This is a genomic window from Vibrio sp. 5S239, assembly GCF_041439575.1.
GTDB lineage: Bacteria > Pseudomonadota > Gammaproteobacteria > Enterobacterales > Vibrionaceae > Vibrio > Vibrio kanaloae.
The window spans coordinates 488,899-505,088 of sequence record NZ_JBGOOM010000001.1; the positions used below are offsets into that span (position 1 = coordinate 488,899).

The 16,190-nt window shown below is 44.6% G+C and carries 15 protein-coding genes; 10 read left to right on the forward strand and 5 right to left on the reverse strand.

Annotation, left to right across the window (positions count from 1 at the left end; translation table 11 throughout):
- Positions 1-28: 28 nt before the first annotated feature.
- The 8 genes from ACED48_RS02060 to dbpA all read left to right on the forward strand — a co-directional run bounded on the left by ACED48_RS02060 (position 29) and on the right by dbpA (position 9,893).
- The gene (locus ACED48_RS02060) at positions 29-2,188 is read left to right on the forward strand and encodes a type I secretion system permease/ATPase (RefSeq protein WP_017057994.1); all 2,160 of its coding nucleotides are present in this window, start codon (positions 29-31) and stop codon (positions 2,186-2,188) included.
- Positions 2,181-3,506 carry an HlyD family type I secretion periplasmic adaptor subunit gene (locus ACED48_RS02065; protein ID WP_017057995.1) on the forward strand — a complete coding sequence of 442 codons (1,326 nt, stop codon included), beginning with the start codon at positions 2,181-2,183 and terminating at the stop codon, positions 3,504-3,506. The genes ACED48_RS02060 and ACED48_RS02065 overlap by 8 nt, the downstream gene beginning before the upstream one ends.
- Positions 3,507-3,540: 34 nt before the next feature.
- Complete coding sequence (locus ACED48_RS02070; protein ID WP_017057996.1) at positions 3,541-4,854, forward strand: TolC family outer membrane protein; 1,314 nt, start codon at positions 3,541-3,543, stop codon at positions 4,852-4,854.
- Positions 4,854-5,492: an OmpA family protein gene (locus ACED48_RS02075; RefSeq protein WP_017057997.1), complete on the forward strand. Its 639-nt coding sequence runs from the start codon at positions 4,854-4,856 to the stop codon at positions 5,490-5,492. The genes ACED48_RS02070 and ACED48_RS02075 overlap by 1 nt, the downstream gene beginning before the upstream one ends.
- Complete coding sequence (locus tag ACED48_RS02080; RefSeq protein ID WP_017057998.1) at positions 5,492-6,436, forward strand: PstS family phosphate ABC transporter substrate-binding protein; 945 nt, start codon at positions 5,492-5,494, stop codon at positions 6,434-6,436. The genes ACED48_RS02075 and ACED48_RS02080 overlap by 1 nt, the downstream gene beginning before the upstream one ends.
- A 209-nt stretch (positions 6,437-6,645) precedes the next feature.
- Positions 6,646-7,239: a hypothetical protein gene (locus tag ACED48_RS02085; protein ID WP_017057999.1), complete on the forward strand. Its 594-nt coding sequence runs from the start codon at positions 6,646-6,648 to the stop codon at positions 7,237-7,239.
- A 217-nt stretch (positions 7,240-7,456) separates the two neighbouring features.
- Positions 7,457-8,365, forward strand: coding sequence for an aldo/keto reductase family oxidoreductase (locus ACED48_RS02090; RefSeq protein ID WP_017058000.1), 909 nt, complete (start codon positions 7,457-7,459; stop codon positions 8,363-8,365).
- 148 nt (positions 8,366-8,513) lie between these two features.
- Positions 8,514-9,893, forward strand: a complete 1,380-nt coding sequence (gene dbpA, locus ACED48_RS02095) for an ATP-dependent RNA helicase DbpA (protein ID WP_017058001.1) — start codon at positions 8,514-8,516, stop codon at positions 9,891-9,893.
- Between the two features lie 72 nt (positions 9,894-9,965).
- Here the strand turns inward: dbpA and ACED48_RS02100 are convergent, their stop codons facing one another.
- Positions 9,966-10,139: a hypothetical protein gene (locus ACED48_RS02100; RefSeq protein WP_017058002.1), complete on the reverse strand. Its 174-nt coding sequence runs from the start codon at positions 10,137-10,139 to the stop codon at positions 9,966-9,968.
- A gap of 284 nt (positions 10,140-10,423) precedes the next feature.
- On the opposite strand from ACED48_RS02100, the gene ACED48_RS02105 reads away from it, so the two are divergent.
- Entirely contained in the window at positions 10,424-11,260 is an 837-nt protein-coding gene (locus ACED48_RS02105) for a DUF6279 family lipoprotein (protein ID WP_017058003.1), read from the forward strand.
- Between the two features lie 85 nt (positions 11,261-11,345).
- On the opposite strand, the gene ACED48_RS02110 is transcribed toward ACED48_RS02105, so the two are convergent.
- The 4 genes from ACED48_RS02110 to ACED48_RS02125 all read right to left on the reverse strand — a co-directional run bounded on the left by ACED48_RS02110 (position 11,346) and on the right by ACED48_RS02125 (position 15,555).
- A complete protein-coding gene (locus ACED48_RS02110) occupies positions 11,346-11,969 on the reverse strand; it encodes a PolC-type DNA polymerase III (protein ID WP_017058004.1) in 624 nt (207 codons plus the stop codon).
- A gap of 67 nt (positions 11,970-12,036) precedes the next feature.
- Entirely contained in the window at positions 12,037-12,441 is a 405-nt protein-coding gene (locus tag ACED48_RS02115; protein ID WP_017058005.1) for a PPC domain-containing DNA-binding protein, read from the reverse strand.
- A 110-nt stretch (positions 12,442-12,551) separates the two neighbouring features.
- The gene (locus ACED48_RS02120) at positions 12,552-13,748 is read right to left on the reverse strand and encodes a DEAD/DEAH box helicase (protein ID WP_017058006.1); all 1,197 of its coding nucleotides are present in this window, start codon (positions 13,746-13,748) and stop codon (positions 12,552-12,554) included.
- 175 nt (positions 13,749-13,923) lie between these two features.
- Positions 13,924-15,555, reverse strand: coding sequence for an NAD(P)/FAD-dependent oxidoreductase (locus tag ACED48_RS02125; protein WP_017058007.1), 1,632 nt, complete (start codon positions 15,553-15,555; stop codon positions 13,924-13,926).
- 254 nt (positions 15,556-15,809) lie between these two features.
- Here ACED48_RS02125 and fdxA point away from each other — a divergent pair, with 254 nt between their 5' ends.
- Positions 15,810-16,133, forward strand: coding sequence for a ferredoxin FdxA (gene fdxA / locus ACED48_RS02130; protein ID WP_017058008.1), 324 nt, complete (start codon positions 15,810-15,812; stop codon positions 16,131-16,133).
- Positions 16,134-16,190: the final 57 nt, after the last annotated feature.

The following is a 16,190-nucleotide window of genomic DNA, read 5'->3' on the forward strand; positions in this document are numbered from 1 at the left end:
ATGTAAGGTCTATAAAAGGAAGTTTAGATTGGTAGAACATAAAGACAGCTGGCTAGGTTGTGTTGAGTGGTTATGTGAGCATTTTAATGTTCGAAGCCACCCTTCCAAAATAGTGTCTGGCCTACCTTTAGTCGAAGGAAGGCTCAATGAGTCCCTTTTCCCAAGAGCGATTGAGAAATCGGGCTTAACTCTGAGCCACGTAAAAAAAGAATTACTGACTCAATGTCAGTTCCCCGTTGTTGCTGTTAATTCTGCCACAGGGAGTCCCATTGTCGTCACTCAAGGCTCCGGTGGCGATTTTCAAGTATTGGACTGCGAAATCAATTCAAGGCAAGAAACTTCCTTAAAAGACTTGGTTGCTCGGGTGGAATCGTATGTGTGGCAAGTCGGTGCTCAAGCTCTTGATGATTCGCGTGTTCAGTCACATGAGCGCAGTGACAGCAAATCCAACACTCGCTGGTTATGGCGGGTGGTCAAAGAAGTGAAGCCTTGGTATCGCGATCTGTTTATCGCTTCATTCTTGATCAACTTGCTCGCGCTAGTCGTGCCTCTTTTTACCATGAATGTATACGACCGTGTAGTGCCAAATCAAGCATTTAACACCTTATGGGTGCTGGCGGCAGGCGTTGGTATTGTCGTTATTTTTGATTGGATATTGAGAAGCTCGCGAAGCTCTGTGACAGACATGGCTGGACGCTATATTGATAACAAGTTGTCTTCTCAACTATTCTCTAAAGTCCTTGGTATGAAGTTAGAAAACCGACCGCAATCGGTAGGCGCATTTGCTAGACAGCTTCAAGATTTTGATAGCGTTAAAGATTTCTTCACCTCCATCTCTTTGGTGACCTTAGTCGATTTGCCATTCACTTTGCTCTTCCTGTTTCTTATTGGTTGGCTCGGTGGCGCGATGATGTTCATTCCTGTCGCCATTATGCTGGTATTAATTGTGTTGAGCATTGCGATGAAGGGTAAAGTCGAAAAAACATTCGATGAAACCGCGCGTTTGTCGACACAAAGACAAGCACAATTGTTTGATTGCTTAACAACCCTTCCTGATATCAAGCAAAACAACGCTGAGGGGAGCACCCAAAAGCGTTGGGAACAGACAATTTCATCATTATCTCAATGGCAAACTCAATCTCGTCATTACTCCAATATCGTGACGCACTCCATTCAATCGAGCCAGCAGGTCGTCACTATCACTCTGATCATTTTCGGTGTTTATCAAATATCTGAAGGCTTGCTGAGCATGGGTGGTTTGATAGCTGTAGTGATGTTGAGTGGACGTGCTGCGAGTTCGGTGAATCAACTTTCTCTACTACTGCTGAGGTTCCAACAAACACGTTCGGCCGTTGAAGGCTTGAATCAGATTATGGAGCTACCTCAAGAAGAATCCAAGCACCAAGTAATTGATAAGGGTGACTTTGATGGCGGGGTTAGGTTAGATGAAGTTACGTTTACCTACCCAGAAACACAAAGCCCAGTGTTAAAAGAACTCTCTTTTGAGATAAAACCGGGCGAACGTGTCGGCCTTGTTGGTGCGGCAGGTGCAGGAAAAACCACGCTGTTATCAATTGTTGCTCGCCAGTATCTACCAACAACAGGACAAGCTTTCTATCAAGACATTGACGGGCAATTATGGCCAGCTAGTGTTTTGCGTAGCAGCATGGGGTGGGTTGGGCAAACCACCAATCTTATCTTTGGCAGTATCTACGACAACGTCACTTTGGGTGCAACCAACGTTGATGAAGAAAAGCTAAGGCAAGCGCTGCAACAATCAGGTTTGAATGGCTATATGGGGCGCTTAAGTAACGGCTTAGAAACGCCAGTCGGTGAAGGTGGTAGATTGCTTTCAGGAGGCCAGCGCCAAGCCGTGGCTATTGCAAGGGCGCTTTATCGCTGTCCAAAGTTATTGATCATGGATGAGCCAACCAGCGCGCTAGATAATCAAGCTGAGATACAGTTCTTCAACGCATTGCAAAGTATGCCGAGAGAAACCTCAATGCTGATCAGTTCACACAAGTCTTCATTCTTGATGATGTGTGATCGTGTGATTGTGTTGGATAAAGGCCAAATCGTGGCTGAGGGTGAACCGAAAGACATTCTCTCTCTGCAGAAGAAAAGCATACCGAAAGGAGCGAGCCGTTTTAAAACGGTTTCTGTGGTGAAGGGAGGCCGGCATGAGTAATGATATTCAATGGACTAATAACCACTTGGCATTTCGTTCTCGTAAACTGATCTGGCTAAGTGCGTTATTGATAGTGTCGATTATCGGTTGGGCTATGTGGGCAACATTAGAGGAAGTCGTGATCGGTGAAGGAAAAGTTGTGCCGAGTCTTTCGGTACAAACGATTCAAAGTCTAGAGGGCGGTTTGGTCCAAGAAATCTTGGTGCAACAAGGCCAACCCGTGGTGAAAGGGCAACCTCTGGCCAAGCTAGAAGAGACACGTTTTAAAGCGGCTTTTTTAGAGTCAGCCCAGCAAGCTGACACCTTACTTGCTCAGCAATTAAGATTAAAGGCCGAGCTGTCGACAGTCGTTTTAAATAATGATGCAAAAGAATGGTATGAGCGAGTGGTCTTGGTACCGCAAGATATTGCTGTCGATGTATCAAGCCATCCCGCTTTAATGAACGCGAAAGCTAACTACCGAGAGCGTTTAGGGCAGTTGAAATCGGAACTGGAAGAGGCGGCACTTCGCATCGAGCAACAAGACCAAGCACGTGTCGATACGCTGAATAATATCCAGACTCTTGAAAGCAGCCTCGAGATTGTGATTCGAGAGCGCAACATGTTGAAAGACGTGGTAGCGAGTGGTGCGGTTGCGGAAGTTGAGTTGCTAAAACTGAACCGTGATGTGGTCAAGCTGAAAGGTGATATTGCCAGCTCAAAAGTGGCGGCTCAGAAGCAGAGAGCTGCTTACTCAGAGTCGATAGCGGATCACCGTAGCATAGCGTTAGATTTTCGCGCCAAAGCACAAGGTCAATTGAACGAAGTGGCCAGCAAAATAGCGCAATTGAATGAAAGCCAGCAGGCGATCGCAGACCAACTTAAACGAACGCAAATTTTAGCGCCTGTTGATGGCACAGTAAAAGAGATCTTTGTTCGGACTATCGGTGGTGTCGTCCGTCCGGGGGAGCCTATTATTGAGATTATCCCGTCAAACAGCGAGCTGATTGTTGAAGCAAGAATCTCTCCTCAAGACATTGCATTTGTTCATAAGGGGCTGGATGCCACAGTCAAATTCACGGCCTATGATTTTGTCATTTATGGCGGACTTAAAGGTGAGGTGATTTATGTCAGTGCCGACGCCTTACAAACCGAAGACGGCAATGCTTATTATCGCGCCCATATTCAGTTAAACGAAGACCAACAACAAAACTCTGCTTTTAGCATTATCCCTGGGATGCAAGTCGCGGTTGATATCTTGACCGGAGAAAAAACAGTATTGAGCTATTGGTTAAAACCTATTTTGCGAGCTAAGGCAAATTCACTTCGCGAACGATGAAGTGAATTAGAGCATAAACATAAAAGGAAGTGTAATGCATTCAAAATTCTTACTCTCTTCTTGCTTACTAATGAGTGGGCTGTCTCAAGCCGCCTCATTAGAAGAGTCAGTGGCGTTTGCTATCGACTATAGTCCAGAGATATTGGCGCAGTATTCCCGATACCAATCGGTGATAAGAGACGGAGACGCTGCGGGTGGTTTATATATGCCACAAGTCAACCTTTATGCGGCGGCAGGTTACGAAGAGACGCGCTATAACAGCGGCAGCAAACTTGATACCGATGACCGTGGCCTAACGCGAACGGAAATTGGCGTTAAAGTATCTCAGTTACTATTCGATGGCTTTAAAACCACGTCGAATGTTGATCGACTAACGTACGAAGCAGAAGCTGAACGTTTAACTCTGATTTCACGAGCTGAAAATGTATCGTTAGACGTAGTTAGAAACTACTTAGATATCCTGAAAGCCGAAACGCTTTTGGAGCTTTCTAAACGTAACGTAAAAGAGCACCAAGAAATCTATCAAGACATCCAAGATAAAAAGAGCAAAGGGTTGAGTAGTAACTCGGATCTGGCTCAGATCTCTGCTCGCGTCGCGACCGCGCAATCTTCACTAATTGCCGCTCAGAACAATCTGTTTGATTTACAAACTCAGTATCTACGGCTAGTCGGCAAGCCTGCGGTCAATATGGTTTACCCACGTTTTGATTACGCGTTGTTACCGAGTTCTGCACAGGTAGCCCTTGAACAGGCGATAGAGAATCACCCTGAAATCAAAGCCGCTTTGCTTGATATCGACGCAGCTCGTAAAGAGATGCGTCGCGAGAAAGGGGACTACTATCCAGAGGTGAAACTTGAGCTTCATGCTAATAAAAACGACAACGTGTCTAACCCGCCAGGCGGTGTCGATGAAGATGCTCGACTAATGCTAACGATGGATTATGACTTGTTTAATGGCTTCTCTACTGATTCTAGAGTTGAATCATCGGCTTGGCGAGTTGAAGAGGCTAGGGCGATACGGTTAAGAACGGAGCGTGAGGTTAAAGAGGGTACTCAGCTAGCTTGGAATGCATATAAGATGCTTGAACAGCAAAAATCCCTACTTCAACAGAATGTTGATGCTGCCAAAATCGCAGAGCTTGGCTATATCCAACAATTCAATGTTGGTAGGCGGAGCCTTTTAGATGTGCTGGATGCGAAGGTCGAAGTGTTCTTGGCTCGACGAAATTTCATCAGTACTGAATATGATCAAACATTAGCGGCATATCGAGTACTGAATGCGATGGGCATGTTGACTTACGCATTAAGGATTGAACATCCAGATGAGTGGCAAGGGGAGAATAAGTAATGAGATATTTTAAACTAGCGCTACTTAGTTCTATCTTGTTGATGGGATGTGCGGAAACGCCTGATACCACAATGACTCGACATCAAATTGATGACTTAGCGGATAATGATCGCGATGGTGTGATAAACCAGCGAGACCTTTGTGATGATACGCCAGAAGGCGTACTTGTTGATATTAAAGGGTGTGCCGATTGGAAGATTATCGAAGATGTTGAGGTCTTAAGCGTGGCATTTGATTTTGATAAATATGACCTTAAACCAGAGCACACAACCGTGTTAAATGAGTTAGTGCGTTTACTGGGTGAGCAGCCAGAGACCTCAGTTACCTTGGTCGGCGATACAAGTTCAGAAGGCACCAACGTTTATAACAAAGCACTGGCTAAGAAAAGAACGGGTGTCATTCGAGATGCACTGGTTGATAGAGGTGTCGATGGTGAGCGAATTTTCGAACAAGAATTTACTCAGATAACCAGCTTAACTCAGCACCTTCACAAGCGTAAGCGCAGAACGATAGCGGTGTTAAAAACAGAGAGCATGGAAGTTAACCCATCTTGGAACATATTCACCTCAGAGATGCAACTCGACAGTAACAGCGATGTTGAATCTAAGACACCGATTGATCCAGTAGGGGGCATGTAATGAAGCGTCTATTTAATAAATCGGGCGTGCTGCTTGCTGCTGTGCCTGTGCTTTTTTCGGTATCGGTGTTGGCTAGTGATGTCCGTGATATTGGTTTGGTGGCGATTGAACCGAATATGCAGGGGCTCGTTGAAGACTTGCTTAAAAGCCAAGAGATCGATCTAGAGCTTTTACTGAGTGACAGTGTTCCAGAGCAGATGATCATGCAGCGCTCGCGTGTTGGTATCACTTCTAAAAAGTGGACTGACAAGGAGATGGCTAGATTTGACATGCGTTATGGTTATAGGCCGACAGAGCTGATGTTTACCGCTGATGTGATTGCGATTCTAGCGAATGAGAATAACCCTGCGACGTCAGTTACTGTAGCAGAATTAATAGATGTGTTTGGTTGTTCTAATGAGCTTAAACATCCCAAATGGAAACCAAGCAGTGATATTCGCGATGGTGAAAGCTTAGATACCCACATGTTGCCTTTTGCTATCGACCACAATCTGCAAGGCCATACTACGTTTTCGAGTTGGGTCGAGTGTGGAACTAACGGGGAATATGCGAATACGCAATTCTTAGCGGATCTGCCTGAGCTTGTTAATAAGATTGAAGGCGAAGAAGCGGCAATTGGTTATACCGTTTACTCGGACCAAATCTCGGATGTGAAATGGTTGAGCGTGGTCGATAACCTAGGCGTGAACTACGACCTAAACAAGGAAACGATCCTCTCTGGTCGCTACCCGTTAGCAACGGTTTATTATATGTACCTGAATATTCCGGCGCACCGAAAGGGGTTCACTGAACAAGAGAAGTTCTTTATCGGGCTCACGCTCTCACAAGATCATCAAGCAGTGTTGAACCGTTACGGTTTCATCAGTTTGCCACAGGAAGCGATTCAGCGTAATAAAGTTAGGTTATCGCTTGAAGAACCAGCGATCGAAGGCGGTTATAAGTAATTGATGAGACGTTCTGTACTGAAGTTGACGGCGTGATCTTGTCACTATCGTAATGGTTGTCAATGTGACGGGTTATGTGATTCGGCGATAGAATTTATTTAGCGGGCATGTATGCCCGTTTTTTTGCCTAAAATTTGTGCCTTGATCGGTTGTTTGGTCATTGGTCACGTATAATGTGTGCTCCATAGTAAGCAAAATAAGCACAATTAATGAGAACTCGTCCTGTCTTAATTCTCCCTTTTTTATTGGCTCTGAATGTTATTTCACTTTCCGTACAAGCGACCGAGGCTTGGTGGCTACGAACGGTATTCAACAGCAGTTCAGTTCAAGCGAGTTCCAAACACTATATTAACGATATCGACCTTATGGATTGCGGCGAGATCGAAGGCACTGTGTTGTGCAGTGACCTCACTCAATATTACGACCTGGATGTTTACGTTGAACTGGAGTTGGATGAATCGAGTATCGAAGTGGTTCGCTTAAGCCTACCGCATTCAAAATTAAATTATACGAAGCTTCAGGCTTACCTTCGTCAAGATGGCTTTGCTCTGAGTTCAATTCGTATAGGGGAAGATGAGTTCGATGTCGTCGCTCAACTCGAACAAGCGGAACGTGAAGGCGTAGGTTTTGGTGAGGTAGATAAGCAGCTCGTTGAGTTTATCAATGCGCCACACCATTCATCCGAGCAAATGAGCCTATGGAATGTTCCTAATTCTTCCTCATCTTCTTCTCGTACTTCAGAGCCTTGGGTTCAGTTGCATACTGATGGTGGCGACTTAACTGTTGAACTAAATCGTTTTTAATCGCTCAAATTTATAGATACTCTCGTATTTCATTAGAGCAACAAGCCTTTTGGGTTAACGGTTCACGGGCAGACAGCAAGCTATTCTTCATTTCTGTGCTCGTTTTTCATGTGGCTCTCACATTTTTAGTAAGCGTTTAGTTTTGCCAATTGTTATACGTTGAGCCTTCAGTAAAACGAGCATAGGATACGCTCAGTATTGATAAAGGAGACAACCCATGGTTGCAAAAGTAACGACAGCGCCGCAAGGCTTAGAACTTTCTGAGCTGGTGCAAGGATACTGGCGTACAGCAGAGTGGGGCATGACCCCTAAACAACGCCTGACTTTCCTTAAGCAGCATATTGATCTTGGTATCACAACGGTTGATCACGCCGATATTTACGGTAACTACCAATGTGAAAAGTTATTTGGTGAAGCATTAGCGCTTGAGCCAAGCCTTCGTGATGAGATCCAAATCGTCACCAAGTGCGACATCAACTTGTGTGGTGACCACACTCCTGTTCGTAAGATCAATCACTATGACACCAGCGCGCACCATATTTACCAATCCGTAAATAATTCTCTTGAACGTTTGGGTGTAAGCGAACTTGATGTATTACTGATTCATCGCCCTGATGTACTTATGGATGCGGATGAGGTTGCAGAAGCTTTTGCAGAATTGCATAAGGTCGGCAAAGTTAAACACTTCGGTGTATCAAACTTTTCACCGCGCCAGTTTGAACTGCTGCAATCTCGACTAGGTAAGCCACTCATTACCAACCAAGTAGAAATTAACCCGTTGAACTTCGAAGTTGCCCATGATGGCACCTTAGATCAACTGCAGATGAATCGTATACGCCCAATGGCGTGGTCTTGTTTAGGTGGTGGTAGCATTTTCAATGGCGATTCAGAGCAAGCGATTCGCGTACGTGATGAACTAGAAGCGATTCGCCAAGAAGTGGGTGCAGACAGCATTGACCAAGTTATTTATGCTTGGGTTCGTCGTTTGCCGTCTAACCCAATTGCGATTATCGGTTCAGGTAAGATTGAACGTGTGAAGACAGCCGTTGATGCATTGAAAATTGAACTGACTCGCGAACAATGGTATCGCGTTTGGGTTGCATCTAAAGGTCACGGTGTGCCATAGGAAGCAATTCGAAAATGACTATAAGCCAGCTAACAAAGCTGGCTTTTTTGTGTCTGCCTAACATGTTTCTTCAAAACTGTGATTAAGGTGGAATAATTTTCAAAAACACTCATAATGCACTCTGTTTTTCACCAGTTGGATATTTCCATTGAGCATTTCAAAATTCTCTTCAATCGCCCTTAAGCCAGAGCTTCTAAATACGTTAGATTCTCTTGGTTATACTGAAATGACGCCGATCCAAGCGTTAAGTCTTCCTACAATCCTAAATGGTAAGGACGTTATCGGTCAGGGTAAAACGGGTTCAGGTAAAACAGCTGCTTTTGGTTTAGGCGTGCTGCAGAACCTACGCGTTAAGCGTTTCCGTGTTCAGTCTTTAGTGTTATGTCCGACTCGTGAGCTTGCAGACCAAGTAGCAAAAGAGATCCGTACTCTTGCTCGTGGTATTCACAATATTAAAGTGCTGACACTATGTGGCGGTATGCCAATGGGCCCACAGATTGGTTCACTAGAGCATGGCGCACACATTCTTGTGGGCACGCCTGGCCGTATCCTTGACCATCTAGAAAAAGATCGTATTGACCTATCTGAGTTGAACACGCTTGTGTTGGATGAAGCCGACCGCATGCTAGAAATGGGTTTCCAAGACGCTTTGGATGCAGTGATTGAAGCGGCTCCAAAAGAGCGTCAAACTCTGCTCTTCAGTGCAACTTTCCCTAAACAGATCAAATCTGTTGCAGACCGCATCATGCGTGATCCAGAAATGGTGAAGGTTGAATCAACGCATGATCACTCAAGCATTCAGCAACACTTCTACAAAGTGGAAGGGACTGAAGCTCGTGATGACGCGTTAGAGTTACTTCTTCTTCATCATCAACCAGAATCAGCGGTTGTGTTCTGTAACACTAAGAAAGAAGTACAGAACGTAAACGATGAGCTAAGCCACCGTGGTTTCAGCGTGATCGAGCTTCATGGCGACATGGAGCAGCGTGAACGTGACCAAGCTTTGGTTCAGTTCTCAAACAAAACGATCTCGATTCTAGTCGCGACAGACGTTGCGGCTCGTGGTCTTGATGTTGATAACCTAGATGCTGTATTCAACTTTGAGCTATCTCGCGACCCTGAAGTTCACGTACACCGCATTGGTCGTACTGGCCGTGCAGGAAGCAAAGGCGTAGCTATCAGCTTCTTTAGCGAAAAAGAGATGTACCGTGTTGCTCAAATTGATGAGTACATGGACATGCCTATCGAGCCATCTGAGCTTCCAGCAAAGCCAATTGCCAAGCCTTACTACTCAAATATGGTAACCATCCAGATTGATGGCGGTAAGAAAGCTAAGCTTCGTGCAGGTGATATTCTTGGTGCATTGACGGGTCAAGGTGGTATTGATGGTAAATCAGTCGGTAAGATCAACTTGTTTGCAATGCGTGCTTACGTAGCGGTAGAAAGATCTGTGTCTAAGAAAGCGCTAGGTAAAATAGAATCAGGAAAAATGAAGGGTCGCCAATTCCGCGCCCGAATCCTGAAGTAATTCGAGACTAAAGCCCTTTACTGCAAAGTGCAATATTTACGACAATGCAGTAAAGGGGTTTCCACAGTTGATCTATTCATCAGGTCTGATGGAATAAAGATCGTTGATATGTTTTCCTTCGCTAAGATACCAAGTCATCGCTTCCTGTCGATTATTAGCGAATATCGTAATTGTGGTTATTTTTCCAGCGTCAAAATAGCAAAGCTCATATTCTAATTCGCTTGTATGATGAGGAATAGCGGCCATAGCTTGCCTCCCAAATACTAACCATTATAATCTATGCAAAATACATACCGCTAATATGTATTGCATTGTTCTCAATGAACAATAAAAAGTCGAATAATATCACTGCTAGTCGTAAGTTTTATTTTAATCATTTGCCTAAAGAGACGGTTTAGCAAGGTGAAGTCTCAATTTATCTGAAAGTTTTTACGATAAGGTGCTTTTATAGCTAATGTTATAAGGTCAACAGTAATCTGATAATACCATTTTGGTGTTCGTTGACCAGTAACATATGATGAGAGGGTGTAATGAGGAAATGCCGTTGGTTAGTCGTATTCGTGTGCTTTCTATTTGCCGGGTGTGGGACGAAATTCGCCTATAACAATATCAGTTGGTTTGCGATTAGCTATATCGAAGATTTTGTTTCTCTATCTAATAGTCAAGAATCAGAGCTCGAAGAACGCCTCGATGTATTACAGCTATGGCATAAAGAAACTCAACTGCCGCTGTATATTTCGCAATTAGAAGTGATTCAAAGTATTGCTCGTTCCGATATTAATTCTGCGTTTATCGTTGACCAGGGTGAGCAAATTAAACATCATATTCGTTCTATCGTTAATAAATTAGCTCCCGATGTTTACGGGTTAAGTATGCAGCTTACTCCTAAGCAAGATAACGAATTCTTAAAGAACTTCAGAGAAAAGCAACAAGACTATTACGAAGAAAGATTATCATTGAATGATGAAGATTCGAGGGAGCGATATCGGAGTCGAATAGAAGAGAGACTAGAGCGATGGCTAGGATCGGTATCGAAAGAGCAACAACAGATTATTTTAACTTGGTCTCAAGAGTGGATTAATACCAATGATAGCTGGCGCAAATATCAAAATAACACTTATCAAGATCTATCGATACTGATGAAAAAGAAGACCGATCTGCATATCGCTCAGCCAATTATTATGAACCTGCTTCTGAACAATGAAGCTTATTATCCGCAAGAACTGGAGTCTAAGCTTGAAAAGAATATGCAGACATCAGCGAAGTTTTTGGTGGATATCGCGGCAGTGAGTAGTGATAAGCAATGGTCTTATTTCATGAATGAACTAGAGAGTCTCAAATCAACGCTGGTGACACTGCAGGAGTAGGCTACCAGTAAGCTTCGTTAATAAATGAAAAGGCTGATCGTGTTAACCCCATCAGCCTTTCAGTCATTATCGTATGGTTAGGGTTTTAACCTCGATTACTCATCAGCAGCTTTGGAATCGAGCCTTTAGCGGTCTTAGATATTTTCTGCATCAGTTGAAAGCTCGGCTGTTGAATACCGTGATCACTTTGCAGTTCATCAATCATTAATAACCACAACCGTGCTGTCATTTCTGAATCGGCTAACGCTCTGTGGAAAGTACCGTCGTTGTCGATATTCTTAAACCGCACAAGGTCACCCAGTTTATGGGTCGGCGCGTCTTGGATTAGACGACGAGCAATCAGCATTGAGCAAGCGAACTTACCTGTATAGTCTCGGCCAATAAAGTCGAACTCGGCATCGAGAAAGCGCTTATCAAACGACGCATTGTGAGCAACAAGTTGGCTGCCTTGAATGAAGTCTGCAAACTCATCCATCACTTCACTACAACTGGCCGCTGTGATTAACATACGGTTACTGATCCCTGTATAACCTTCAATGAATCCACTGACACGAAACCCAGGGTTCATGAGTTGTTGGAAGGTGTCGACAACTTCGCCGTTAACGAGCTTAACTGCACCGATCTCAATCGCTCGGTCGCCCATGTTGGGAGATAAGCCTGTGGTTTCGAAATCGAGAACGATAACGGAGTCTGCGCAGTTTGGAGCCATCGTGTTTCCTAATTACTATTGGGTGCTATCGCTTTATATGAGGCGTTTGGCGGTGCTATTAGTGAAGCTATAATGTGTTACTGCTGATAGTGATCTCAGTGTAACCCGTCGAATCATCATGCTCTCTGTTGAAGGTCAAAGTATCGTAACGGTGAACAATCAATTCAGCGGTGGTTGCGATAATCGTCCCTTCAAGCAAATGCCCACCAATCACATCACCATTCTCAGCAGCAACGGATATATGAACATGCTGGTGGGCTGGGGTTAGCGTCGCCATAAGTGACACAATTTCGAACGGAGCTGTGATTAGTTTGGTGTTGCTTGCATTAGCCAAACGAATATTGAGCTGAGAAACACACCCGACACACGACGCGACAGAGCCCGCTGAGATATTGTGCTCTGTCACTAGCTTTTGGAGCTCAAGCTTCAGGTCTTGGCCTCGGGTTAATCTCGTTGCGATAGGAGTGATCATCTTATGGCCTCAATTTTATTTGTATTTCTAAGAGCAAAACGAAGCCACATTAGGCTTCGTTTTATTTTTTTGGCTAACGCGACTTTTGCATTTTCTGTAACTGAAATTACTTAGTCTTGTTGCTGTTCTCTTTTCTTCTTAGGAACGAAGTTCAGCACTGAAATAGGCACTTCTTTGCGTGGTTCGAAACCTTCCACTACACGACGCTCAATCAGGTGACCAAGGCGCTTTTCAATAATGCACAGGTTCTTGAAGTTGTCTTTCGATAGGAAAGAGATCGCTTCACCAGATGCATCAGCACGGCCTGTACGACCAATACGGTGAACATAGTCATCCGCTGGGAATGGGATGTCGTAGTTCACTACGCGGCTTAAGTTATCGATATCGATACCACGCGCAGCAACGCCTGTTGCTACTAAGTATTTTAGGCGACCTTTCTTGAAGTCAGCCAGAATCTTTTCACGAATCGCTTGGCTGCGTCCACTGTGGAAAGCTTCTGCCTGAATGCCACGCTTTTCAAGTTGAGCCACCAACTTAGCCGCGCCGTGCTTGGTTTCGATAAAGATAAGCGCTTGATCCCAATTACCTTCGGTAATCATGTGGCTCAATAGTGCTGATTTACGGTCTTTATCTACCGTTACCAACCATTGCTCAATGTTCGCTTTAGACGCGTCAGTTTTGGCAATTGAAATCTCTTCCGCTTCACTGATTGCACTTTTCGCTAGCGCACGCACTGGCGTTGAAAGCGTTGCCGAGAACAGCAGGTTTTGGATGTCTTGTGGTAGACGTGCGATGATCTTGTTGATGTCTTCAATGAAACCCATGTCTAGCATGCGGTCGGCCTCATCAAGAACCAGAACTTCAACTTCATCAAAGTGAACGGCACGTTGTCCGTACATATCGATCAAACGACCTGGTGTTGCCACAAGAATATCAACACCTTCAATCAGACGGTCTTTTTGGTGCTGGTAAGACACGCCACCGTACATCGCTAATGATGTCAGGTTTAGGAACTTCGCGTACTTAGTAATGTTCTGCTCAACTTGAATCGCAAGCTCACGAGTTGGTGTCAGAATAACAGCGCGAATGCGTTTTTTACGTTGTGTTTCACCTTTACTTAGCATTTCTAAGATAGGGAGAACAAAGCTCGCAGTTTTACCTGTACCTGTTTGTGCAGCAGCAATAAGGTTCTTACCAGAAAGCACAATCGGAATTGCTTTTTCTTGAATAGAGGTTGGCTTTTCATAGCCTTGTTTTGCAACGGCTTTAACAATAGGTGAGCTTAATCCAAGCTTGGAAAATGGCATAAGTTTCTCGGTATGATTTGGCTAAATAGCGATGGAAAGGTTCAACAATCTTATACAAGGATAAGATTAATGGCGGCATTCTACCATGTTGCTTGTGTACCGCTAGTCACATGCACATAAAAAATCCAGTGCGTTTAGGGCACTGGATTTTTTGGTTTTGGCTTATGGTTAACAGTTAAGCAATATCAACCTTTTCAGCTTGGTTCTGTTCTGCCATAGACAGTGCTAAAGCTTCAGCGACTTTAATGCCGTCGATACCAGCAGACAGGATGCCGCCAGCGTAGCCTGCGCCTTCACCTGCAGGGAAGAAGCCCTTAAGGTTGATGCTTTGGTAGTCTTTACCACGCTTGATACATACAGGAGAAGACGTGCGAGTCTCAACACCGGTTAATAGGCCGTCCGGCGTAGAGAAACCTTTGATCTTCTTCTCGAACGCTGGGATGGCTTCACGAATCGCTTCAATAGCAAAATCAGGCAGCGCTTTTGAAATATCAGTCAGGTGGATACCTGGCGTGAATGACGGTTGTACTTCACCGATTGCACTTGGATCGCGACCTTTCAAGAAGTCACCGATTTTCTGAGCTGGGGCATCGTAGTTTTCACCGCCAAGAATATAAGCGCCGCTTTCTAGTTCACGCTGTAAACGGATACCAGCCAGTGCATCACCAGGGTAATCACGTTCTGGGTCGATACCTACAACGATTGCGCTGTTTGCGTTACGCTCTGCACGAGAGTATTGGCTCATGCCGTTAGTTACAACGCGGCCTTCTTCAGACGTTGCAGCAACTACAGTACCGCCTGGGCACATACAGAAGCTGTATACAGTGCGGCCATTCTTACAGTGGTGAACCAGTTTGTAGTCCGCCGCACCAAGGATTGGGTTGCCTGCGTTCTTACCGAAACGAGCTTCATCGATCATCGATTGCTTGTGTTCGATACGGAAACCAACAGAGAAAGGCTTCGCTTCCATGTAAACACCACGATCGTACAGCATTTCAAACGTGTCACGAGCACTGTGGCCAACAGCCAATACCACGTGACGAGAGTTGATCTCTTCACCGTTAGAAAGCGTTAGGCCAGTGATTTGACCATCTTCCATATGAACGTCGTCAACACGAGTGCTGAAACGGATTTCGCCACCAAGTTCAATGATAGAAGCGCGCATCTTTTCGATCATGGTAACCAGTTTAAAGGTACCGATGTGCGGCTTACTTACGTATAGAATTTCTTCTGGTGCACCCGCAGCAACGAACTCTTCAATTACTTTACGGCCGTAGTGCTTTGGATCTTTAACTTGGCTGTACAGCTTACCGTCCGAGAATGTGCCTGCGCCGCCTTCACCAAACTGTACGTTTGATTCTGTGTTCAGAGCGCGCTTACGCCAGAAACCAAAGGTATCTTTCGTACGTTCACGAACTTCTTTACCACGTTCAACGATAATTGGGTTGAAGCCCATTTGAGCAAGCACTAGGCCAGCGAACAAACCACAAGGGCCAAAGCCGATAACCACAGGGCGCTCAGTTTGGTTCTCAACGGCTTTAGCAACGAATTTGTATTCCATGTCTGGAGTGATTTTTACGTGCGGGTCACTGATGAATTGCTCTAGCAGCTCAGCTTCGTTTTCAACAAGAACATCCAGCGTGTAGATCAGTAGGATCTTCGATTTCTTACGAGCATCGTAGCCACGTTTAAAGATATTAAAAGAAAGTACCTGATCAGAGTTAATACCAAGCTTCGCTTCAATCGCGTCTTGAATGGCAGACTCTTCGTGGTCTAGTGGGAGTTTAATTTCGGTTAAACGTATCATTTCGATGTCTCGTTTTTTATAGGTGTCTTAGCTAGACCACTTCTAAACACAGAGTTTGATGAAAACGCTGATGTTGAAAGAAGCGATAAGCTCACAATGGCGCGCATTTTACGAGAAATTGATTTATCTGTCATACTAATTTGGAAACATGGAGCAAATAGACACGATATTAGAGTCGTATGATGTTGAATTTTGCTTTGGGATGAGTATTATCCCCATTCTTCAATTTTGTCTAACTTATAGAGCAGAGCATCATGGCATTTGTCGTAGGCGATAACTGTATTCAATGTAAATACACAGACTGTGTGGCCGTGTGCCCCGCAGATGCGTTCCATGAAGGCCCAAATTTCATGGTAATCAACCCGATCGAATGTATTGATTGTGGCTTATGTGTACCTGAATGTGATGCTCAAGCGATCTTCCAAGAAGATGAGTTGCCAGAAGATCAAAAGATCTTTATCGAAGTGAATGCAGAGCTCGCTGAGGTTTGGCCTGTGCAAACGGAAGTAACAGCACCGATGGATGACGCTGAAAAGTGGAATGGGGTAGCTGATAAGTTGGCAATGCTAGAAAAGTAATTGTTGAAAACAACTCAAATAAAAAGGCGTACTGATTTAATCAATACGCCTTTTTTA